Source organism: Azospirillum sp. P4_B5, from assembly GCF_056402275.1.
On the sequence record NZ_JBFUHT010000021.1, the window covers coordinates 1 to 17,872 of the forward strand.

The following is a 17,872-nucleotide window of genomic DNA, read 5'->3' on the forward strand; positions in this document are numbered from 1 at the left end:
TTACGTCACCCTCATCGGCGCCGCCGTCGGCGTCCGCGACGCCGGCCACATCGGCCTCGAATCCTTCCTCGTCATGCTGCCCGACGTCGTCCGCCGCAAGGTCGAGATCGTCATCTACGCCCTCGTCGGCGTCTTCGGCGCCTGCATGGCCTACAACGGCTGGGTGCTCGGCACCTCCGTCGCCGCCTACTACATCCCCAACCTGCACGTCTCCGAAGCCGTCCGCTACATCCCGCTCGTGCTCTCCGGCGTCCTGATCGTGCWYTTCKCSATCGARCACGTCGTCGCCATCATCCGCGGCGAGGAGGTCGCRCCRTCATGGAACTGACCATTCTGGCCGTCACCTTCTTCGGCTTCCTCGTCCTGGGCATCCCGGTCGCCTTCGCCATCGGCCTGTCGGCGCTCTGCACCATCCTCTACGAGGGCCTCCCCGTCGCCGTCATCTTCCAGCAGATGATGTCCGGCATGAACGTCTTCTCCTTCCTCGCCATCCCCTTCTTCGTCTTCTCCGGCGAGCTGATGCTCCACGGCGGCGTCGCCGACAAGATCGTCGCCACCGCCAAGAACATGGTCGGCCACATCCGCGGCGGCCTCGGCATGTCCAACGTCGTCGCCTGCACGCTGTTCGGCGGCGTCGCCGGCTCCCCCGTCGCCGACGTCTCGGCCATGGGTGCGGTGATGATCCCGATGATGAAGCGCGAAGGCTACCACGCCGACTACGCCGTCAACGTCACCACCCACGCCGCCCTGGTCGGCGCGCTGATGCCGACCAGCCACAACATGATCATCTACGCGCTGGCCGCCGGCGGCAAGGCCTCCATCGGCGCGCTGATCGCGGCGGGCATCGTCCCCGCCCTGCTGCTGATGGTCAGCAACCTCGGCGCCGCCTACTACGTCGCGGTCAAGCGCGGCTACCCCGCCGGCACCTTCCCGGGCTGGGCCATCCTGGGCCGCTCCTTCGCCGCCGCCGCGCCSGGCCTGCTCATCGTCGTCATCATCCTGGCCGGCATCACCTCGGGCGTCTTCACCGCCACCGAGTCCGCCTCCATCGCGGTGATCTACGCGCTGCTGCTCACCACCTTCGTCTACCGCACGCTGACCTGGGACCATTTCCTGGCCGCCGCCGCCAAGACGGTCAAGACGACCGGCGTCGTCCTGCTGCTGATCGGCGTCTCCACGATGTTCCAGTACATCATGGGCCTCTATCAGGTGGCCGAGATCACCGGCGAGCTGATGGCCGGCATCTCGACCAACCCGCTGGTCATCTTCCTGCTRATCAACATCATCCTGTTCCTGCTCGGCACCTTCATGGACATGGCGAGCACGATCCTGATCTGCACGCCGATCTTCCTGCCCATCGCCATGCAGTACGGCATGGACCCGGTGCAGTTCGGCATCGTCATGCTGATCAACTGCGCGCTCGGCCTCAACACCCCGCCGGTCGGCACCACCCAGTTCATCGGCTGCGCCATCGGCGAGGTCTCCGTCGGGCAGGTCATGCGCTCCATCACGCCCTTCTACGGCGCMCTCTTCATCACCCTCCTCCTCGTCACCTACGTCCCGACCTTCTCCCTCTGGTTGCCCCATCTCCTCATGCGCTGACCGGGCGCCCTCACCGCACACAAAGGATACCGCGGGGCGCCCCAATCACCGGGCGCCCCGCTGCAATGGAGACCAATCATGCTGACCGCCGAACTCTGGCCGCAACTCGTCGCCTTCGGGCAGGTGGTGGCCATCGATCTGGTGCTGGCCGGCGACAACGCCATCGTGGTCGGCATGGCCGCCGCCGCCGTTCCCCAGGAGCAGCGACGCAAGGTCATCATGTGGGGCATCAGCGCCGCGATCGTCCTGCGCATCATCTTCGCGCTGATGACCACGCAGCTTCTCGCCATCATCGGCCTGACGCTGGCCGGCGGCGTGCTGTTGCTCTGGGTCTGCTGGAAGATGTTCCGCGAACTGCGCTCCGGCGGGGCGGAGGAGATCACGCCGGAGGAGGCTCTCGACGCCCCCGATGTCCTGCCCGGAACCGCCTCCATCAACAACAACACGGCCGTCGCCGCCGTGGGGGCGGCGACCGTGGGCGCCGCCGTCTGGCAGATCGTGGTGGCCGACGTGTCGATGTCGCTTGACAATGTGCTGGCCGTGGCCGGTGCTGCCAAGGAACATCCGACCGTGCTTGTGCTCGGCCTGCTGCTCTCGGTGGCGCTGATGGGCGCCGCCGCGAACATAATTGCACGTGTCCTGCACAAACATCGCTGGATTGGTTGGATCGGTCTTGCGATCATCACTTATGTTGCGCTCGATATGGTCTGGCGGGGCTCGAACGAGGTTCTGGCCCACACGGCCTGGCTCGGCTGACGGGAAGAGGGGACAAGGCCCGCCGCGGATGGCGTGCGGCGGCGCCGGCGAGAAGCAAGACCGCCGTTGGGGAAGAGATGAGATGTCCAAATCGTTAGGAAATGCCCAGGATAGGGTGGTGCGCCCAAGCCGGTTGGGAGGCGTTCAGGGGCGCCTGTTCACCGGCGTCGGCGCCGTGATGTGCTGCACGCTCGCCGCCGTCGGGGTGGCGCTGACCGGATACGCCGGCTTCGGCCGGACGCTGCAGGTCATCACCGCGGAGGCCGTGCCGTCCGCGGTCGGTGCCCTGCGGGCGGCCCAGCATGCGGGCCGCATCGACGCGCTGGCTCCCGCCTTCCGCTCCGTCACGAGCAAGGAGGAGAAGGCGGACCTGGCGGCGCGCATCGCCATGGAGCGGCACGACTTCGAACGCGAGCTGCGCGATCTGGCCGAGTTGGAGCAGAACAGCGCCAACGCCGGCTCCCGTACCGGCGGCAAGTCCGAAACCGCCGCCGCCAGCGTCGCCGCCCAGGCCATGCTCGCCAACGTCACGCTGCTCGACCAAGCCGCGGACCAGCGGATCGGGCTGAGCGACCGCCGCACGCAACTGCTGGAGCAGGTGTCCATCGCCACGCGGCGCCTGTCGCAGCTCGCGGCGCCTTGGAAGTCGATCCACAGCAGCGAAGTGGACATGCAGCGCGCCCTCTTCCAGGACGACACCCGTCCCCCGGAGGAGCGGCTGAAGGCCGGCGAGGATTATTTCCAGACCGAAGAGCGGCTGACCATCGTCCGCAGCATCGACGACGGCGCCAGCACCGTCCGCGCTCTGCTGACCGAGGCGGCGGCCAGCGCCGACCTGAACCGGCTGTCGGTCATCGACGCGCAGACGCGCATTCTCCTGACCACCATGGTCGCCAACTCCGGCCGCCTGCCCGACGCCTCGCGCGACGCGATGGCCGAACCGCTGAAGGCGATCGAAACCCTCTCGGTCGAGCCCGAAGGGCTGATCCCCACCCGTCTGGCCGAGCTGGACATCCTGAAGGCGCAGCGGGACCTGCTGACCAACAATCTGAGCCTGTCCGAAACGCTGTCCATGGCGGTCGTGAACCTCGTGCACACGCAGGAGGGCGCCATCACCACCGCCGCCGAGGAGAGCGAAAAGGCCCTGTCCAACGGCACGATCCTCCAGATCGGGGTCGGCGTGGTCAGCCTGCTGCTGTCGGCGCTGGTCGTCCTGGTCTTCGTGCGCCGGATGGTGGTGCGCCGCCTGCTCACCCTTCAGGGCGGGATGGAGCGCATCGCCGCCGGCGACCTTGACGTGACGGTTCCGTCCGGCGGCCGCGACGAGATCTCCGCGATGGCCCGCACCGTGGAGGTCTTCCGCGAGAACGCTCTCGCCAAGCGCCGGCTGGAGGCCGAGCAGATCGAATCCGCCCGCCGCGCCGAGGAGGACCGCAAGCGCTCGCTGGAGGAGATCGCCAGCAGCTTCGAGGGGGCCGTGGGCAGCGTGGTCAGCCGCTTCGTGGCGGAATCCACCGAGATGGAGGAGAGCGCCCGCAGCATGTCGGCCACGGCGGAGGAGACCAATCGCCTCGCCACCAGCGTCGCCGCCGCGACCGAGCAGACCTCGGCCAACGTGGAGACGGTCGCCGCCGCGTCGGAGCAGCTCACCAGCTCCATCGAGGAGATCACCCGCCAGATCACCGAATCCACCAACATCGTCCGCGAGGCGATGACCCTGGCCGAGCGCGCCAACGGGCAAATCGGCGGCCTGGCGGACTCCGTGCAGAGCATCGGCCGCGTCGTCGACCTCATCAACGACATCGCCAGCCAGACCAACCTGCTGGCGCTCAACGCGACCATCGAGGCGGCGCGCGCCGGGGAGGCCGGCAAGGGCTTCGCCGTCGTCGCCAACGAGGTGAAGGCGCTGGCCGCCCAGACCGCCCGAGCCACCGGCGAGATCGCCGCCCAGGCCGCGGGCATCCAGAGCGCCACCGGCGAGGCCGTGCAGGAGATCCAGGCGGTCGTCCAGGTGGTCACCCGCGTCGGCACCATCGGCGCCACCGTCGCCGCGGCGGTGGAACAGCAGAGCGCTGCCACCAAGGAAATCGCCCGCAACGTCCATCAGGCGGCGCTGGGCACGACCGAGGTGACGCAGACCATCGCCGGCGTCAACGCCGCCGCCGACCGCAGCGGCACCGCCGCCCGCACGCTCCTCGACAAGGCCCACGACCTCGCCGACGGCGCCAACGCGCTCAACCGCGAGCTGTCCGGCTTCCTCCAGCGCGTCCGCGCGAGCTGACGAGAACGCCCTTCCCCTTTAGCATCATGGGGAAGGGTGTTTCCCTTCTACTCCGAAATCACGATCTGGCGTTCGCGCCCGCCCTTGCCGACGATCTTCAGCACGCGGCGTCCACGCTCGTCGCGGCTGGATTCGTCCAGCACGACCCGCCCCAGCGCAGCCAACAGATGCAGAAGCTCACTGTTCGAGGCCACGCCGAAGCCCTTGCGAAGCTCCGCCAGCAGGGCCTCGGTCTCATCGCGCGTCGTCACGGGTCCTGCCCTCCGGCTTTTGATTGCGGGGCCCAGCCTGCCGCAGGACGGGCGCCGCTGTCGAGTGCCCTGAAAGCGGAAGACAACGGCTTGACAGGCGGCTTGACAGGCGGCTTGACAGGCGGCTTGCCAGCGCGCCCTTCGGCCACTACGGTCACTGCCCGTATCGTTACCCTCGCGCCCGACGGCGTCGGCGGACCAGTCAGGAGAAGCAGCATGGCAAAGACAGGCAACGGGCGGAACGGCGCGGGCAAGCCGGCCTCCGGAACCTTCACGGGCACGCCGGCGGAGCGCCTGGTCCGCTATTGGCGCAACAGCGACCGCCGCTTCGACGAACTGCTCGACGAGACGCTGGACGCCGGCCGGCAAGCGGTGCTGGAAGCCGCGCTGGAAAAGCTGCGCGAGGAGGAACAGCCGGAATTCCTGGACGAGGTGGAGACCATCGCCGAATCCGTCCGCCGCACCGACTCCCAGGGCGACGACATGATCGCCACCCTCTTCTGGCTGGCGGTGGAGGTGTCCGGCGACCTGTCGCAACCGCCCGCCGTGGAGACCATCGAAGCGGCGCTGGATTCGACCGGCCTGCTGGAGACCGCCGCCGACACCCGCCTGCTGCCGGTCTGGCTGGAGCCGGAGGCTCTGGTCTATCTGGAGGCCGCCGACCGCCGCACCCTGCTGCTGCGCATGCTGGACTCGACCGACGCGGCGCTGCGCTTCGTCCGCGAGGGCGACCTGCTGGCCGATCCGGCGGACGCCGGCACCCGTCTGGTCGGCGTCGTCGGCCTGATCGAGGAGGCGGCGGAAGCGGTCGAGGCCGCCGGCGAGGACGCGGTTCCCGATTTCCTCGGTCTGGCCCGCGTCGGCGAGGACGGCGAACCCGAACTCGACCCCGCGGAGGAAACCCGCATCCGCGAGGCGCTGACCCGCTTCACGGCGGCCATCCAGGGCGCCGACCCGCGCGTCCAGCGCTGCGAGCCGGCCGGCGGACTGAACGACCTGCTGGACCTGATCGCCGAGGCCGACTGGACGGACAACGGCGAACTGGCGGAACTCGCCTCCTTCATCGACGTCGCAAGCGACGAAACGGCGGACGCCGTGGTGGACGTGGTGGTGACCAGCACCGCGCACGGCCTGTTCGTCCGCGCCTTCAACGCCAACGGGCGGCTGCTGGACGAGCGGGCCTTCACGCTGCAGGGCGACGAGGCCGCCCAGGCCGTCACCCTGCTCCAGCAGCGCTGCCGGACCGTCACGAAGGAGTAAAAAGAGGCGGTTTCCGGGCGTCTTGTGACGGGACGCCCATTCGCCACCCTGTTGTTCGGCGCGGAAATCGGGTACACCCCTATTTGCAACCCGGTTTCCTGTCCCCACCCCAGTCTTGGAGCTTCTTCGATGCGCGACCAGTCACTCTCCATCGCCGAGGCGGCGGCCTGGCTGAAGTGCTCGGAAGCCGAGGTGGAGGAGCATGTGCAGGCGGGCCGGCTGCGCGCCGACCGGCTGGAGCCGGCGATCGACCGGATCTCGCTCAACACCGTGATCGTCCTGGCGGAGAGCCTGCCGGTCGAACGCCGCATCTTCGAGGTGCGCGAGGCCGCCGGGCGGATGGACTCCTCCGAATCCCGCGGCCACTACGCGTCCCGCCCCTCCGGCGGCATGGACCAGCGCCCGCCGGTGGTCGTGGAGCGCCGCCCCTCGCGGTCCTTCACCCCCCGCTGACGGCGGCAGCCGGAGCCGGAGTTTGAATCCGGCGCCGCCGGGCGGAGGCCCCGGCGGCGCCGGATTTCCGTTGGCTCACACCAGTTCGACGCGCAGCGCGGTCGGGCCGCCGTCGCCCGGCACGGCGACGAAACGCACGTCCTCGCCATCGGCCACCACTTCCAGCCCGGACTGGCGTAGGATCGCGCGGTCGAAATAGACGCCGATGCCCGTCTCGTCGTCCCACGGGTCGATCAGGCCGGACTGGCTGTCCAGATTGTACCAGCGCACGGTGCCGTAGATCATCTCACCGGTGGGCACCGGCATCAGGGCCGGGGCCGACCGCTCGCGCCGCGGCTTGGGCTCGCGGATGGGCGCCGGGGCGGCGGGGCGCATGGCCTGGGGATCGCCGGCCTCCGGCTGCCGCTGCCGGCGCTGCTTCGGCGCACGGGCCGGCTTGGCCTCCGCCGGGTCGGCGGGGGTGATGGAATGGATGGCCACGACCTGCGGCCCCTTCGGGGTCTCGGCGATGTCACAGACGAGGCCGGTGCCCTCGGTCAGCGACACCTCGCCCAGCGAGGCGAGAACCCGGGAATGCAGAAACGCCTCACCGCTTCCGTCGGCGAAGCGGACGAAGCCGAAGCCCTTGTCGGCCTTGTACCATTTGACGACTGCCGTAACCTGCTGCTTTTGCTCTTCGCTCACTCTGGACACTCGATGCATGGAGGACAACCGGTCCAACAGTGACCGTATTTGTCGATCCGCGCAATGCGGCATCCGTTCGCCGCCCCCGCAATCGCATTTCTGTTTCTCCTCTCCCCTCCGTGCGGAAGGGATGCACCGCCGCACCGCCAAAGAAGAGGGCCATGGAAAAGAATGGAAAATTTTAAGTAAAGGTTCGGAAACGCCCTTTAAATCCGCTTTAAAAGCCGCCCTGTACTCTCCCTTCCGAAGTCCATCGCGGAGAATCCCGTGGCTCGCTTCCGGCCCAACCGATTTAGGATGAGGATCTCCCGATGAGCCTGTTCAGCGCCATGCGGTCCGGTGTGAGCGGCATGTCCGCGCAAAGCTCGCGGATGGCCGCCATTTCGGACAACATCAGCAACTCCGCCACCATCGGCTACAAGCGCGCCGCGGTCGACTTCTCGACGCTGATGACCTCCTCCGGTGCGACGAGCAACTACGCCGCGGGCGGCGTGCGCTCCAACGTGCATTATCAGGTGTTGAAGGACGGGACCATCCAGGGCACCCAGTCCGCCACCGACATGGCCATCGAGGGACGCGGCTTCTTCGTCGTCGCCGACAACGCCGGCAACACCGGAACCTCGCCCGGCTATGCGCTGACCCGCGCCGGCAGCTTCCTGCCCGACGACCAGGGCTTCCTGCGCAACAGCGCCGGCCAGTATCTCCAGGCCTGGAAGCTGGGGCCGGACGGCAGCCTGCCCGCGGTGAACCGCAGCAGCTTCGACGGGCTAAGCGCCGTCTCCATCGCCGGGCTGGCCTATGGCGGCAGCAAGACATCGCAGATGAGCTTCGCCGGCAACCTGCCGGCCCAGGCCACGGACGGCACCAGCTTCGACACCTCCACCTCGCTCTATGACGGGCTCGGCAACCCGCTCGACGTCACGATGACCTGGACGAAGACGGCCAACCCGAACGAATGGACGCTGTCGGTGACGCCGCCCGCCGGCTACACCGCGACGCTGTCCACCAACACCGTCACCTTCAACACCACGGGCGCCAACGCCGGTCTGCCGGCGGGCGCCCTGCCGCAGATCACGCTGACCTCGCCGGCCAACCCGACGCCGGACACCGTCAACGTCTCGGTCGGCAACCTGACCCAGCTCAACGGCGATTACGTGCCGCAGTTCATGGGCGACGGCGCCCGCGCCGGCCGCGTCAGCACGGTGGACGTCGACAAGGCGGGCACGCTGTGGGCCGTCTACGACAACGGCGCCCGCCAGCCGCTCTATCAGGTACCGGTCGCCGACGTGGTCAACCCCGGCGGGCTGGTCCCGCAGGACGGCAACACCTACACGCTGGGCATCGACAGCGGCACGATGACGCTGAGCAACGGCAACAGCGGCACCGCCGGCTCGGTCGCCGGCTACGCGCTGGAGCAGTCGAACGTCGACATCGCGGAGGAGCTGGTGTCGCTGATCGAGACGCAGCGCGCCTACTCCTCCAACGCCACGCTGGTGCGCACCGCCGACGAGATGGTGGACGAGACCACCCGGCTGAAGCGCTGACGGACGGGAAAGGGGAAAGCCCGCCATGAGCCTCCAACTGGCCCTCAGCGCCGCCCTGTCCGGGCTGCGCGCGACCCAGCAGCAAGCAGCGCTGGTCTCGCACAACATCACCAACGCCACCACCGCGGGCTTCGTCCGCAAGGATCTGGCCGTCTCCACCGCGATCAGCGGCGGGCGCGGCCAGGGCGTGCGCGTCGACGGCGTGCTGCGCAGCGTGGACGAGTTCCTGATCCGCGACGCCCGGTTCGAGCAGAGCCGCTACAGCGCGCAGGAAACCCGCGCCTCGGCGCTGGCCGATTACGCCACGGCGCTGGGCCAGCCGCAGGACGAGCGGTCCGTCTCCACCGCGCTGGCGAAGCTCCAGCAGTCCTTCAGCCAGCTCCGCAACCAGGCGGACAACGAGGCGGCGCGCACCGCCGTGGTGGATTCCGCGGAATCGCTGGTGCGCCGCCTGCACGACACCGCCGCCGCCGCCATCACCGTGCAGAACGACGCCAAGGCGCGGCTCCAGTCCTCCGTCGACGAGGTCAACCGCTCGCTCGTCCGCATCGGGGAGCTGAACGGCGCCATCGCCACCCAGAAGGCCAAGGGCGCCGAGACCGGCGACCTGATGGACGAGCGCGACCGGCTGCTCGACCAGGTGTCGAACGAGATCGGCATCCGCACCCACACCCGCGAAAGCGGTGAGGTGGTGGTGATGACCCGCAACGGCCAGACGCTGCTCGACCGCGAACTGCCGGCGGGCGCCCAGCCGCTTCAGCTCATCGGCGGCGATCTGGTGGCCGGCGGCAAGATCATCTCCGACAACCCGGACCAGGACATCCAGAGCGGGCGCATCATGGGCTACGTCCAGACCGCCCACCAGGACATGCCGCGGGCGCTGGCCCAACTCGACGAGCTGGCGGCGGGCATCGTCCGGCAGTTCCAGGCGGCGGAAGCCGACCCCACCCAGCCCGGCCTGTTCACCGACGCCGGCGCCGCCTACGGCACGACGGAAGGGCTGGCCTCGCGCATCGCCGTCAACGGCAGCGTGCGAAGCAACCCCTGGAAGGTGCAGAGCGGCGTCCAGGCGGGCGCTCCGCTGGCGTCGGGCGACACCACGCAGATCGACCGCTTCCTCAACGCCTTCTCGGCCACCCGCAGCTTTGCCGCGGCGGACCTGCCCTCCTCGGCCACGCTGGGCGACTACGCCACCGGCATGGTCTCCACCCAGCAGGGTTACCGCACCACCGCCGAGTCCGAGATGAAGACCCGCAAGATCAGCGCCGACGCGCTGCAATCGGCGCGTCTCAACCGCGACGGCGTGAACGTCGACGACGAAATGCAGAAGCTGCTGCTGATCGAGCAGAGCTACGGCGCCAGCGCCCAGGTGCTCCAGGCCGCCGGGCGGATGCTCGACACGCTGCTCCAGATCCGGAACTGACGCCATGCTCTACAACGCCGTCTCCACCCTCGGCCTCAGCAAACGCCTGCAGACCGCCAACACCGAGCTTCAGCTCGAACGGCTGCGCAACAACGACGAGATCGCCAGCGGCAAGCATTTCGACGTCGCCAAGGCGCTGGGTGCACGCACCGGGCAGGCCATCGCGCTGCGCAACCTGTATGACGAGACCGACCAGACCCTGAAATCCACCGCCCTGCTGCAGGGGCGGCTGGGCACCATGGACAGCGCGCTGACCAACATCCTGTCCGCGGGGCAGGACGTTCTGGCCGCCGCCTCGGTCGGGCTGGGACAGCCCTCGCCCACCGGCAGCTCGCTCCAGGTGCGGGCGCGCGCCATGCTGGAGCAGGTGGTGGGCATGCTCAACGCCTCCTCTGGCAATGGCTATCTGTTCGGCGGGGTGGAGGTGAAGGCCGCCCCCATGCGCGCCGTGCAGGGCGACGAGTCCGGCCTGCCCTCCCCCATCCAGATCGTGCAGGACACCATCGCCGCGGCCACCGGGGGCACCGCGTCGCCGCAGACCCCGGCCGAGACCGCCGCCGCCGTGGCGGCTCTGGACGACCTGTTCGCCGCACCGTCGGGCTCGCCGCTCGGCTTCGAGGGGGGATTCTACCTCGGCGCACCGTCCACCGCGCCGCGCCTCAGCGCCCGGCTCGACCGCTCCACCGAGATCCCCTACGGCATCCAGGGCAACGACCCGGCCATGCGGGACCTGCTCCAGGGCCTCTACATGCTGGCCAGCATCGACACCAGCCAGCTGCCGCTGGACGCCTACAAGCCCTACATGGAGGCGGCGGTCGCCAAGGTGTCGGGCGGCATCGAAGGGGTGCGCGACGCCACCGCGCAGCTCGGCATCCACCGCGCGCAGCTCGACGACATCGCGGCGATGAACACGACGCAGCTGCGCGTCCTCAACGACCAGCTCGACGCGATGGAAAGCGTCGATCCGGCGGAGGCCAGCCTGCGCATGAACCAGCTCGAGGTGCAGATCGAGGCGACCGCGGCGGCCACCGCCCGCATCGCCCGGATGAGCCTCGCCAATTACCTGTAGGGCGGCACGGCCGCCCTGCGGGACGATGAAAGACGGTCTGATGACGCACGGCCCGACGAAGCATGGCCCGATCCGCCGCGCCTTCCGCGCCCTGGCGCTGGCGATGGCCTGCCTGCTGGGCGCCGCCGCCGTGGCGGAGGAGGGGCTGGCCCAAACGCGGGTGAAGGACCTCGTCACCTTCGACGGGGTGCGCCGCAACCAGCTCATCGGCTACGGCCTCGTGGTCGGGCTGAACGGCTCGGGCGACCGGCTGATCAACACGCCCTTCACCGAGCAGAGCCTGAAGGGCATGCTGGAGCGGCTGGGCATCAACACCCGCGACGAGGTGCTGCGCACCCGCAACGCCGCGGCGGTGATGGTCACGGCCTCGCTGCCGCCCTTCGCCCGCCAGGGAACGACCATCGACATCACCGTGTCGGCGCTGGGCGACGCGACCAGCCTGCTCGGCGGCACGCTGCTGGTCACGCCGCTGCTGGGCGCCGACGGGCAGGCCTACGCCGTGGCCCAGGGGTCGCTGTCGGTCAGCGGCTTCTCGGCGGGCGGGGTGGCCGCCAACGTGACCAAGGGCGTGCCGACCAGCGCCCGCATCGCCAACGGCGCCATCGTGGAACGGGAACTGAAATTCGCGCTGGACGAGACGACCGCGGTCCGCATGGCGCTGCGCAACCCCGACTTCACCACCGCCAACCGCATCGCCGACGCGGTGGCGGTGCGGCTGGGCAGCAGCGCCGTCCATGTGCTGGACGCGACCACCGTCGATGTGCGCATCCCGCCCCGCTACACCGGCGCGGTCGCCCGGCTGATCGGCGACATCGAGCAACTCACCGTGCGTCCGGACGGCATCGCCCGCGTGGTGGTGGACGAGCGCAGCGGCACCGTGGTCATCGGCGACGACGTGCGCATCAGCCGCGTCGCCATCACCCAGGGCAACCTGACCGTCCGCGTGGTGGAAACGCCGCAGGTGTCGCAGCCGCAGCCCTTCTCCGACGGGCAAACGGTGGTGGTGCCGCGCACCGACGTGCAGGTGCAGGAGGGCAACGGGCGCCAGTTCGTGACCATCGGCGGCAACGTCAGCCTGCAGCAGCTCGTCAACGGGCTGAACGCGCTGGGCGTCGGGCCGCGCGACATGGTCGCCATCCTCCAGGCGATCAAGGCGGCGGGCGCCCTGCACGCCGACCTGGAAATCATCTGACACCTCCGGCTGGACGACAACGTGATGGACATCTCCCCCCTTTCTCCGACCGCCCAGGCCGCGAAACCCGCCGCCCCGGAGCGAGCCGCCCAAAACCAATCCGCCGAGAAGGCCGGGCAGGAGTTCGAGGCGCTGATGGTCGGGCAGATGCTGGAATCCATGTTCGCCGGCATCGAGACCGGCAGCGCCTTCGGCGGCGGCCAGGGCGAGCGGACGTGGCGCAGCTTCATGCTCCAGGAGTACGGCAAGGCCATCGCCGAGGCCGGCACCCTGGGCATCGGCCGCATGGTCGAGGCCGACGTGGCCCGCCTCTACGGCCAGACGAGCGAAGGAACCAAGGGATGAGCCGCCGTTTCAAGGACCTGATCCGCGAATTCGCCCCCGACGCCAAGCCGGTCGAGGACACCGCCCCCATCGCCGCGCCGGAGCCCGAGCTTCCCGCGCTGGCCGACGGGCCGACCGCCGTGGTGATGACGGAGTTCCTCGACACGGTGGCGGAACTCAGCATCCTGCTGGACGAGGAGACGGCGGCGCKCGCCGCCGGCGAGCTGGAGGGGCTGGAGGTCTACGCCCGGCGCAAGCAGGCGATGGCCGACCGTCTGGGCGGCATCATGACCCACGCGCAGTCGGGCACGCTGCGGCTGAACGACGACCTGCGCGCGATGATCCTGGAGCGGGTGGAGCGGCTGGACCGCGCCATCAACGACAACGCGGCGGGGCTGGTCGCCATGCGCAAGGCCGTGCTGTCGATCAACCGGAGCCTTCTGGTGGCCCTGGAGAAGGCGGCCAGCGACGGCCTCTACGCCCCCTCCGGCCACGCGGTGCGCCCGGTCGAACTGTCGGCGTCGGGTCTGAATGCGGAGCTGTAGGCCCGGCCCATCATAGCCCTCTCCCCAGAGGGGATGGACGGACGAGGCTTCGCGGAGGGTTCCGCCGCCGGATGCGGGCCGCTATAGTCCGCCGTCCGCTTGGCCGCATCCTCCCGAGGCTTCCGCATGCCCGCAACCGACCGCGCCGGCCCCCCGTCGCTCGCCGTTTTCACCCATGGCGAGCTGATCGGCGACGCGCTCATCAAGATTCCCTTCGTGCGCGCCCTGCGGGGGCTGTTCCCGGACCACCGGATCACCTGGATCACCACCGAGGGCACCCATCTGGCGACCACGCTGCGCCCGATGATGGACGGGCTGATCGACGAGTTCCGCGCCGACACCGGAATCGGGCGCAGCCCGCTCGGCCTGCTGAAGCCGATGCCCATCCGCGACCGCTTCTCCCTGGTGCTGGACACCCAGGCGCTGCCCTGGCGGACGCTGTTGGTTCGGCGGCTGAAGCACGACCTGTTCGTTTCGGCCTGCGCCGGCTACCGTCTGTCCGACCGCCGCCCGCCTCCCGGCTACAAGGAGCCGCGGCATGTGCTGGACCGCCTGTTCGACCTGCTGGAGGTGGCCGGCGGGCGACGCCCGCCGCTGGACATGGCCGTGCCCATTCCGGCCGAGGCCGAGGCCGAGGCGCGCGCCGTCCTACCCGACGGGCCGGGCTACGTCGCCATCGCCCCGGGGGCGGGCAAGCGGGTGAAATGCTGGCCGCTGAACCGCTTCGTGGAGCTGGCCCGCGCCCAGGTCACCGGTGGGCGGGTGCCCGTCTTCATCCTCGGTCCGGCGGAGCTGGATTGGCTGCCCGAACTGCGCGCCGCCGTGCCGCAGGCGCTGTTCCCGCTCCAGGACGCCGAATTGGCGGAGCCGCGCTATGCCCCGGTGCGCACCATCGCGCTGACCCGGCGCTGTGCTGCGGCGGTCGCAAACGACAGCGGGACCAGCCACCTGTTCGGCCTTGCCGACGTGCCGCTGCTGACCCTCTACGGCCCGACCATCGCGGAGAAGCTGCGCCCCAAGGTGACGCGGGGCGCGGTGCTGACCGCCGCCGCCTTCGGCGGTCGCGAGATGGAACGCATTCCCGCCGATGCCGCGATCCGGGAGGTCGAAGCGCTGATCCGCTCGTGAAGCGCTCGCGCCTTCCGCTCGACCAACCTTCTCCACTCCGGAGGAACCGCGGGCCGGATGGCCGATGGCCGTCATCGGCCATGGCGGGCGTAGCCTCCGTTGATTCATGGCGCACATGGTAAACATAAGACTGGCAAAGGAGCGCGACGTGCCGCTCCTGCCGGAGATCGAACGCAGTTCCGGTGAATTGTTCCGGCAATTGGACGGGCTGGAGTGGATTGCCGACGACGATGTCCAATCGGAGGCGCAGCATCGCGCCCTGATCGCGAAGGGCGTTGCCTTCGTCGCCGAGTTGGAGGGACGCGGAGTCGTGGCGTTCCTGAACGGGGAGGTGACACCCGACGCCCTCCACATTTGGCAGGTGGCTGTCCACCGGGATCGACAGGGGTGTGGCATCGGACGGGCGTTGATCGACGCGGCTCAGCACCACGCCATCCGCCATGGTGTTCCGTCCCTGACCTTGACCACCTTCAGAACGGTGCCCTGGAATGAGCCCTATTATCAGAGACTTGGGTTCATGACGCTGGATCGCGGCCATCTGGGTGCCCGGCTGGAGGCGGTTTTGCAGGCCGAGGAACGGGCAGGGCTCCCCATCGCACGGCGGTGCGCCATGAGGAAGCCGCTCTGATGGCGGCACAGCCCCACAATCCGGCGGGCGGAGAATTCCAGCGCCAAAGCCCCCGCTCGCCTGTTATGGTTGCGGGAAGCCTCTCGCACCACGGGGTCCGGGCATGGAAGAAAAGCTGATCGCCTACATCGGCCGGCTGAAGGAGCAGATCGCCACCCTGCGCTCCGCCGACTTCACCACCCCGGAGGAGCGGGTGTCGTGCGAGGCCGTGGCCGACAGTCTGGAACTGGTCGTGCGCGAGTTGACGGACCTCATCGAGATCCGCTGATCCGCGCCCCGCCGCGAAAAACGTCCGGAATGGCGCCTGGAATGGCGCCTCACGCCGGCTCGTAGAAGCGCGCCAGTTCGGACGCCGGGACCGGGCGCCCGATCAGATAGCCCTGGAGCTGGTTGCAGGACTCGTTCTTCAGCAGGGTCCGCTGCTCCTCCGTCTCCACGCCCTCCGCCGTGACGGCGATGTCCAGGCTCTTCGCAAGCGCCAGGATGGTGCGGATGATCGACAGGGACTCGCGGTTCTCCGCCATCAGCTGGACGAAGGAGCGGTCGATCTTCAGCTTGTCGAAGGTGAATTTCTGAAGATAGCTGAGGCTGGAATAGCCCGTGCCGAAATCGTCCAGGGCGATGCGCACCCCGGCGGCCTTCAGGGTGGTCAGCGCCGCCAGGGCGCGTTCGGTGTCGTCGATCATCACCCCCTCGGTCACTTCGATCTCCAGCCGGTGCGGCGGCATCCCTTCCTCCTCCAGGATGCCGAGGATGGTGGCCGGCAGGTCGGAATGGCGGAACTGGACCGGCGACAGGTTCACCGCCACCTTGACCGGATCGGGCCAAGCCCGGGAGTCCCGGCAGGCGGTGCGCAGCACGAACTCGCCAAGTTGCATGACCAGCCCGCTCTCCTCGGCCAGCGGCACGAATTCCGCCGGCGGGATCATGCCGCGTTCCGGGTGCTTCCAGCGCACCAGCGCCTCGAACCCCAGGACGCGGTGCGTCCGGCAATCCTCCAGCGGCTGGTAATGGACGCTGAGCACGCCGTCGTTCAGCGCCTGGCGCAGGTCGCGCTCCAGACCCCGGCGGGCCTGCAGCCGCTCGTCCATCGCCGCCTCGAAGAAGCGGAAGGTGCCCCGCCCTTCCGACTTGGCGCGGTAGAGGGCGGTGTCGGCGTGCTGGAGCAGCGCTTCCGCCCCGGCGCCGTCCTGCGGGAACAGGGCGATGCCGATGCTCGTCCCGACCACCATCCGCTGGCCGTCCAGCTCGGCCGGAACACCCAGCGCCTTGACCAGACGGTCGGCCAGGGCCAGCGCCTCGCCCGGCTGGGCGATGCGGTGCAGAACGGCGAACTCGTCGCCGCTCAGGCGCGCCACCGTGTCGTGGCTGGGCACCGCCTCCAGCATGCGGCGCGCCATCTCCTGCAGCAGTTGGTCGCCCGCCGGGTGCCCCAGCAGGTCGTTCACCGCCTTGAAGCGGTCGAGATCCAGATAGAGCACCGCCACCCCGGTCCGCGCCCGCCCCGCGCKGGCCMGCGCGCCGTTCAGCCGGTCGAGGAACAGGGAGCGGTTCGGCAGGCCGGTCAGCAGGTCATGGTGCGCCATGTGGCGGATGCGCTCTTCCGCCCGCTTGCGCTCGCGGATGTCGCGGACGGCGACGACGCGGGCGGGCCGGCCCTCGTGCGTGATGTCCTGTCCGTGCGCCTCCACCATGACCAGGGTGCCGTCGTCGTGCAGCAGGTCCAGTTCCACCCGCTCGGAGGTCGGATGGGCCAGCTTGCGTTCGATGTCGGAGCGGCGGTTCTGCACCACGAAGCGCAGCATGGATTGGCCGATGAACTGGGCCGGCGGCTTGCCCAGCAGTTCCGCCATGGCGCGGTTGACGTCGAGGACCACGCCGTCGCGGTGGATCACGATGCCTTCCGTGGTGGCGTCGGCGAGCTGGCGGAACCGCTCCTCGCTGGCGCGCAGCCGGGCCGCCTCGTGCGCCGCCCGCGCGGCCAGCCGCTGGTCGACGATGGCCCCGGCGAGGCCCAGCGCCATCACCACCGTGGCCGTCACCGCGATGGCGATCGCCAGCAGGCCCGGCTCCATGATTTGGTCGGACATGTCGTGCAGCGGGTCGGGGACCAGTGTGACGCCGGCCATGCCGGTGAAATGCAGCCCGCAGATGCCCAGCGCCAGCAGGGCCGCCCCCGCCGCCAGCCCCTTCAGCGATCCGATCCGCAGGGCGGCGGTGAAACCGGCCCCGCTCAGCAGCACGCCCAGGCCCAGCGACACCGCGACGTAGGCCGGGTCGTAATGCAGGTTGGCCGGAACCTGGAGCGCCGCCATGCCGGTGAAATGCATGGCCGTCGCCGCTGCCCCGGCGATGGCGCCGCCCAGCGGGGCGGCCAGCCGCCCGCCGCCGATGGCGCGGCGGATGCCCACCGCGGCGCCGCCGATGGCGATCAGGCTCGACAGGACCGTCAGGCCGACGTCGTAGCCCATGGGCAGGCTGCTCCGGAAGGCCAGCATGGCGATGAAATGGGTCGCCCACACGCCGCCGCCGGTCGCCGTCGCGGCACCGGCCAGCCACCCCCAGCGCGCCCGTCCCGCCGCCGCCGCGGCGCGGCGGGCGAGGTTCAGGGACACCCAGGCACCGAATCCACAGACCGCCCCCGCCAGCAGCACGAGCCACAGATCGTGCTGCTGGGTTATGCAGGCATACACACGCATCATCCGGCGTTCATCCCGTTCCGGCGGCTCGGC

At 69.7% G+C, this 17,872-nt stretch carries 18 protein-coding genes; 15 read left to right on the plus strand and 3 right to left on the minus strand.

Going from position 1 to position 17,872, the window contains the following annotated elements:
- The 4 genes from AC1DVI_RS17350 to AC1DVI_RS17365 all read left to right on the plus strand — a co-directional run.
- Positions 1 to 328 (plus strand): TRAP transporter small permease (locus AC1DVI_RS17350; protein WP_476959019.1); only part of this gene is annotated, 328 nt, incomplete at its 5' end.
- Positions 319 to 1,602 (plus strand): TRAP transporter large permease, encoded by a 1,284-nt coding sequence (locus tag AC1DVI_RS17355; RefSeq protein WP_476959020.1) that lies wholly within the window; start codon positions 319 to 321, stop codon positions 1,600 to 1,602. The genes AC1DVI_RS17350 and AC1DVI_RS17355, both read left to right, overlap by 10 nt.
- A gap of 78 nt (positions 1,603 to 1,680) precedes the next feature.
- A complete protein-coding gene (locus AC1DVI_RS17360) occupies positions 1,681 to 2,358 on the plus strand; it encodes a TerC family protein (RefSeq protein WP_476959021.1) in 678 nt (225 codons plus the stop codon).
- A 118-nt stretch (positions 2,359 to 2,476) separates the two neighbouring features.
- Positions 2,477 to 4,639, plus strand: a complete 2,163-nt coding sequence (locus AC1DVI_RS17365) for a methyl-accepting chemotaxis protein (RefSeq protein ID WP_476959022.1) — start codon at positions 2,477 to 2,479, stop codon at positions 4,637 to 4,639.
- A 47-nt stretch (positions 4,640 to 4,686) separates the two neighbouring features.
- Here the strand turns inward: AC1DVI_RS17365 and AC1DVI_RS17370 are convergent, their stop codons facing one another.
- Positions 4,687 to 4,890, minus strand: coding sequence for a hypothetical protein (locus tag AC1DVI_RS17370; RefSeq protein ID WP_476959023.1), 204 nt, complete (start codon positions 4,888 to 4,890; stop codon positions 4,687 to 4,689).
- Between the two features lie 216 nt (positions 4,891 to 5,106).
- Here AC1DVI_RS17370 and AC1DVI_RS17375 point away from each other — a divergent pair, with 216 nt between their 5' ends.
- Together AC1DVI_RS17375 and AC1DVI_RS17380 are read left to right on the plus strand one after the other, a co-directional pair.
- Complete coding sequence (locus AC1DVI_RS17375; RefSeq protein ID WP_476959024.1) at positions 5,107 to 6,150, plus strand: hypothetical protein; 1,044 nt, start codon at positions 5,107 to 5,109, stop codon at positions 6,148 to 6,150.
- A gap of 129 nt (positions 6,151 to 6,279) precedes the next feature.
- Entirely contained in the window at positions 6,280 to 6,603 is a 324-nt protein-coding gene (locus AC1DVI_RS17380; protein ID WP_476959025.1) for a hypothetical protein, read from the plus strand.
- Between the two features lie 75 nt (positions 6,604 to 6,678).
- Here the strand turns inward: AC1DVI_RS17380 and AC1DVI_RS17385 are convergent, their stop codons facing one another.
- Positions 6,679 to 7,287 (minus strand): cold-shock protein, encoded by a 609-nt coding sequence (locus AC1DVI_RS17385; RefSeq protein WP_149166862.1) that lies wholly within the window; start codon positions 7,285 to 7,287, stop codon positions 6,679 to 6,681.
- A 311-nt stretch (positions 7,288 to 7,598) separates the two neighbouring features.
- On the opposite strand from AC1DVI_RS17385, the gene AC1DVI_RS17390 reads away from it, so the two are divergent.
- The 9 genes from AC1DVI_RS17390 to AC1DVI_RS17430 all read left to right on the plus strand — a co-directional run bounded on the left by AC1DVI_RS17390 (position 7,599) and on the right by AC1DVI_RS17430 (position 15,408).
- Complete coding sequence (locus AC1DVI_RS17390) at positions 7,599 to 8,831, plus strand: flagellar hook protein FlgE (RefSeq protein ID WP_476959026.1); 1,233 nt, start codon at positions 7,599 to 7,601, stop codon at positions 8,829 to 8,831.
- Between the two features lie 25 nt (positions 8,832 to 8,856).
- Positions 8,857 to 10,254 carry a flagellar hook-associated protein FlgK gene (flgK, locus tag AC1DVI_RS17395; RefSeq protein WP_476959027.1) on the plus strand — a complete coding sequence of 466 codons (1,398 nt, stop codon included), beginning with the start codon at positions 8,857 to 8,859 and terminating at the stop codon, positions 10,252 to 10,254.
- A gap of 4 nt (positions 10,255 to 10,258) precedes the next feature.
- Positions 10,259 to 11,323, plus strand: coding sequence for a flagellin (locus tag AC1DVI_RS17400; protein ID WP_476959028.1), 1,065 nt, complete (start codon positions 10,259 to 10,261; stop codon positions 11,321 to 11,323).
- 40 nt (positions 11,324 to 11,363) lie between these two features.
- Positions 11,364 to 12,515: a flagellar basal body P-ring protein FlgI gene (locus AC1DVI_RS17405; protein ID WP_476959029.1), complete on the plus strand. Its 1,152-nt coding sequence runs from the start codon at positions 11,364 to 11,366 to the stop codon at positions 12,513 to 12,515.
- 24 nt (positions 12,516 to 12,539) lie between these two features.
- Positions 12,540 to 12,860 (plus strand): rod-binding protein, encoded by a 321-nt coding sequence (locus tag AC1DVI_RS17410; protein ID WP_476959030.1) that lies wholly within the window; start codon positions 12,540 to 12,542, stop codon positions 12,858 to 12,860.
- The gene (locus AC1DVI_RS17415; protein ID WP_476959031.1) at positions 12,857 to 13,384 is read left to right on the plus strand and encodes a flagellar protein FlgN; all 528 of its coding nucleotides are present in this window, start codon (positions 12,857 to 12,859) and stop codon (positions 13,382 to 13,384) included. The genes AC1DVI_RS17410 and AC1DVI_RS17415 overlap by 4 nt, the downstream gene beginning before the upstream one ends.
- Before the next feature lie 126 nt (positions 13,385 to 13,510).
- Positions 13,511 to 14,512 carry a glycosyltransferase family 9 protein gene (locus tag AC1DVI_RS17420; RefSeq protein WP_476959032.1) on the plus strand — a complete coding sequence of 334 codons (1,002 nt, stop codon included), beginning with the start codon at positions 13,511 to 13,513 and terminating at the stop codon, positions 14,510 to 14,512.
- Positions 14,513 to 14,660: 148 nt separating this feature from the next.
- Positions 14,661 to 15,140, plus strand: a complete 480-nt coding sequence (locus AC1DVI_RS17425) for a GNAT family N-acetyltransferase (protein ID WP_476959033.1) — start codon at positions 14,661 to 14,663, stop codon at positions 15,138 to 15,140.
- Positions 15,141 to 15,243: 103 nt separating this feature from the next.
- Positions 15,244 to 15,408 (plus strand): hypothetical protein, encoded by a 165-nt coding sequence (locus AC1DVI_RS17430; protein WP_014199676.1) that lies wholly within the window; start codon positions 15,244 to 15,246, stop codon positions 15,406 to 15,408.
- A gap of 49 nt (positions 15,409 to 15,457) precedes the next feature.
- On the opposite strand, the gene AC1DVI_RS17435 is transcribed toward AC1DVI_RS17430, so the two are convergent.
- On the minus strand, positions 15,458 to 17,842 hold the full coding sequence (locus AC1DVI_RS17435; protein WP_476959034.1) for an EAL domain-containing protein: 2,385 nt from the start codon (positions 17,840 to 17,842) through the stop codon (positions 15,458 to 15,460).
- Positions 17,843 to 17,872: the final 30 nt, after the last annotated feature.

Coding starts and splice junctions, on each gene's coding strand:
- AC1DVI_RS17400 (WP_476959028.1), top strand. CDS start 10,259: ATGCTCTACAACGCCGTCTCCACCCTCGGCCTCAGCAAACGCCTGCAG.
- flgK (WP_476959027.1), top strand. CDS start 8,857: ATGAGCCTCCAACTGGCCCTCAGCGCCGCCCTGTCCGGGCTGCGCGCG.
- AC1DVI_RS17410 (WP_476959030.1), top strand. CDS start 12,540: ATGGACATCTCCCCCCTTTCTCCGACCGCCCAGGCCGCGAAACCCGCC.
- AC1DVI_RS17380 (WP_476959025.1), top strand. CDS start 6,280: ATGCGCGACCAGTCACTCTCCATCGCCGAGGCGGCGGCCTGGCTGAAG.
- AC1DVI_RS17390 (WP_476959026.1), top strand. CDS start 7,599: ATGAGCCTGTTCAGCGCCATGCGGTCCGGTGTGAGCGGCATGTCCGCG.
- AC1DVI_RS17405 (WP_476959029.1), top strand. CDS start 11,364: ATGACGCACGGCCCGACGAAGCATGGCCCGATCCGCCGCGCCTTCCGC.
- AC1DVI_RS17375 (WP_476959024.1), top strand. CDS start 5,107: ATGGCAAAGACAGGCAACGGGCGGAACGGCGCGGGCAAGCCGGCCTCC.
- AC1DVI_RS17420 (WP_476959032.1), top strand. CDS start 13,511: ATGCCCGCAACCGACCGCGCCGGCCCCCCGTCGCTCGCCGTTTTCACC.
- AC1DVI_RS17430 (WP_014199676.1), top strand. CDS start 15,244: ATGGAAGAAAAGCTGATCGCCTACATCGGCCGGCTGAAGGAGCAGATC.
- AC1DVI_RS17360 (WP_476959021.1), top strand. CDS start 1,681: ATGCTGACCGCCGAACTCTGGCCGCAACTCGTCGCCTTCGGGCAGGTG.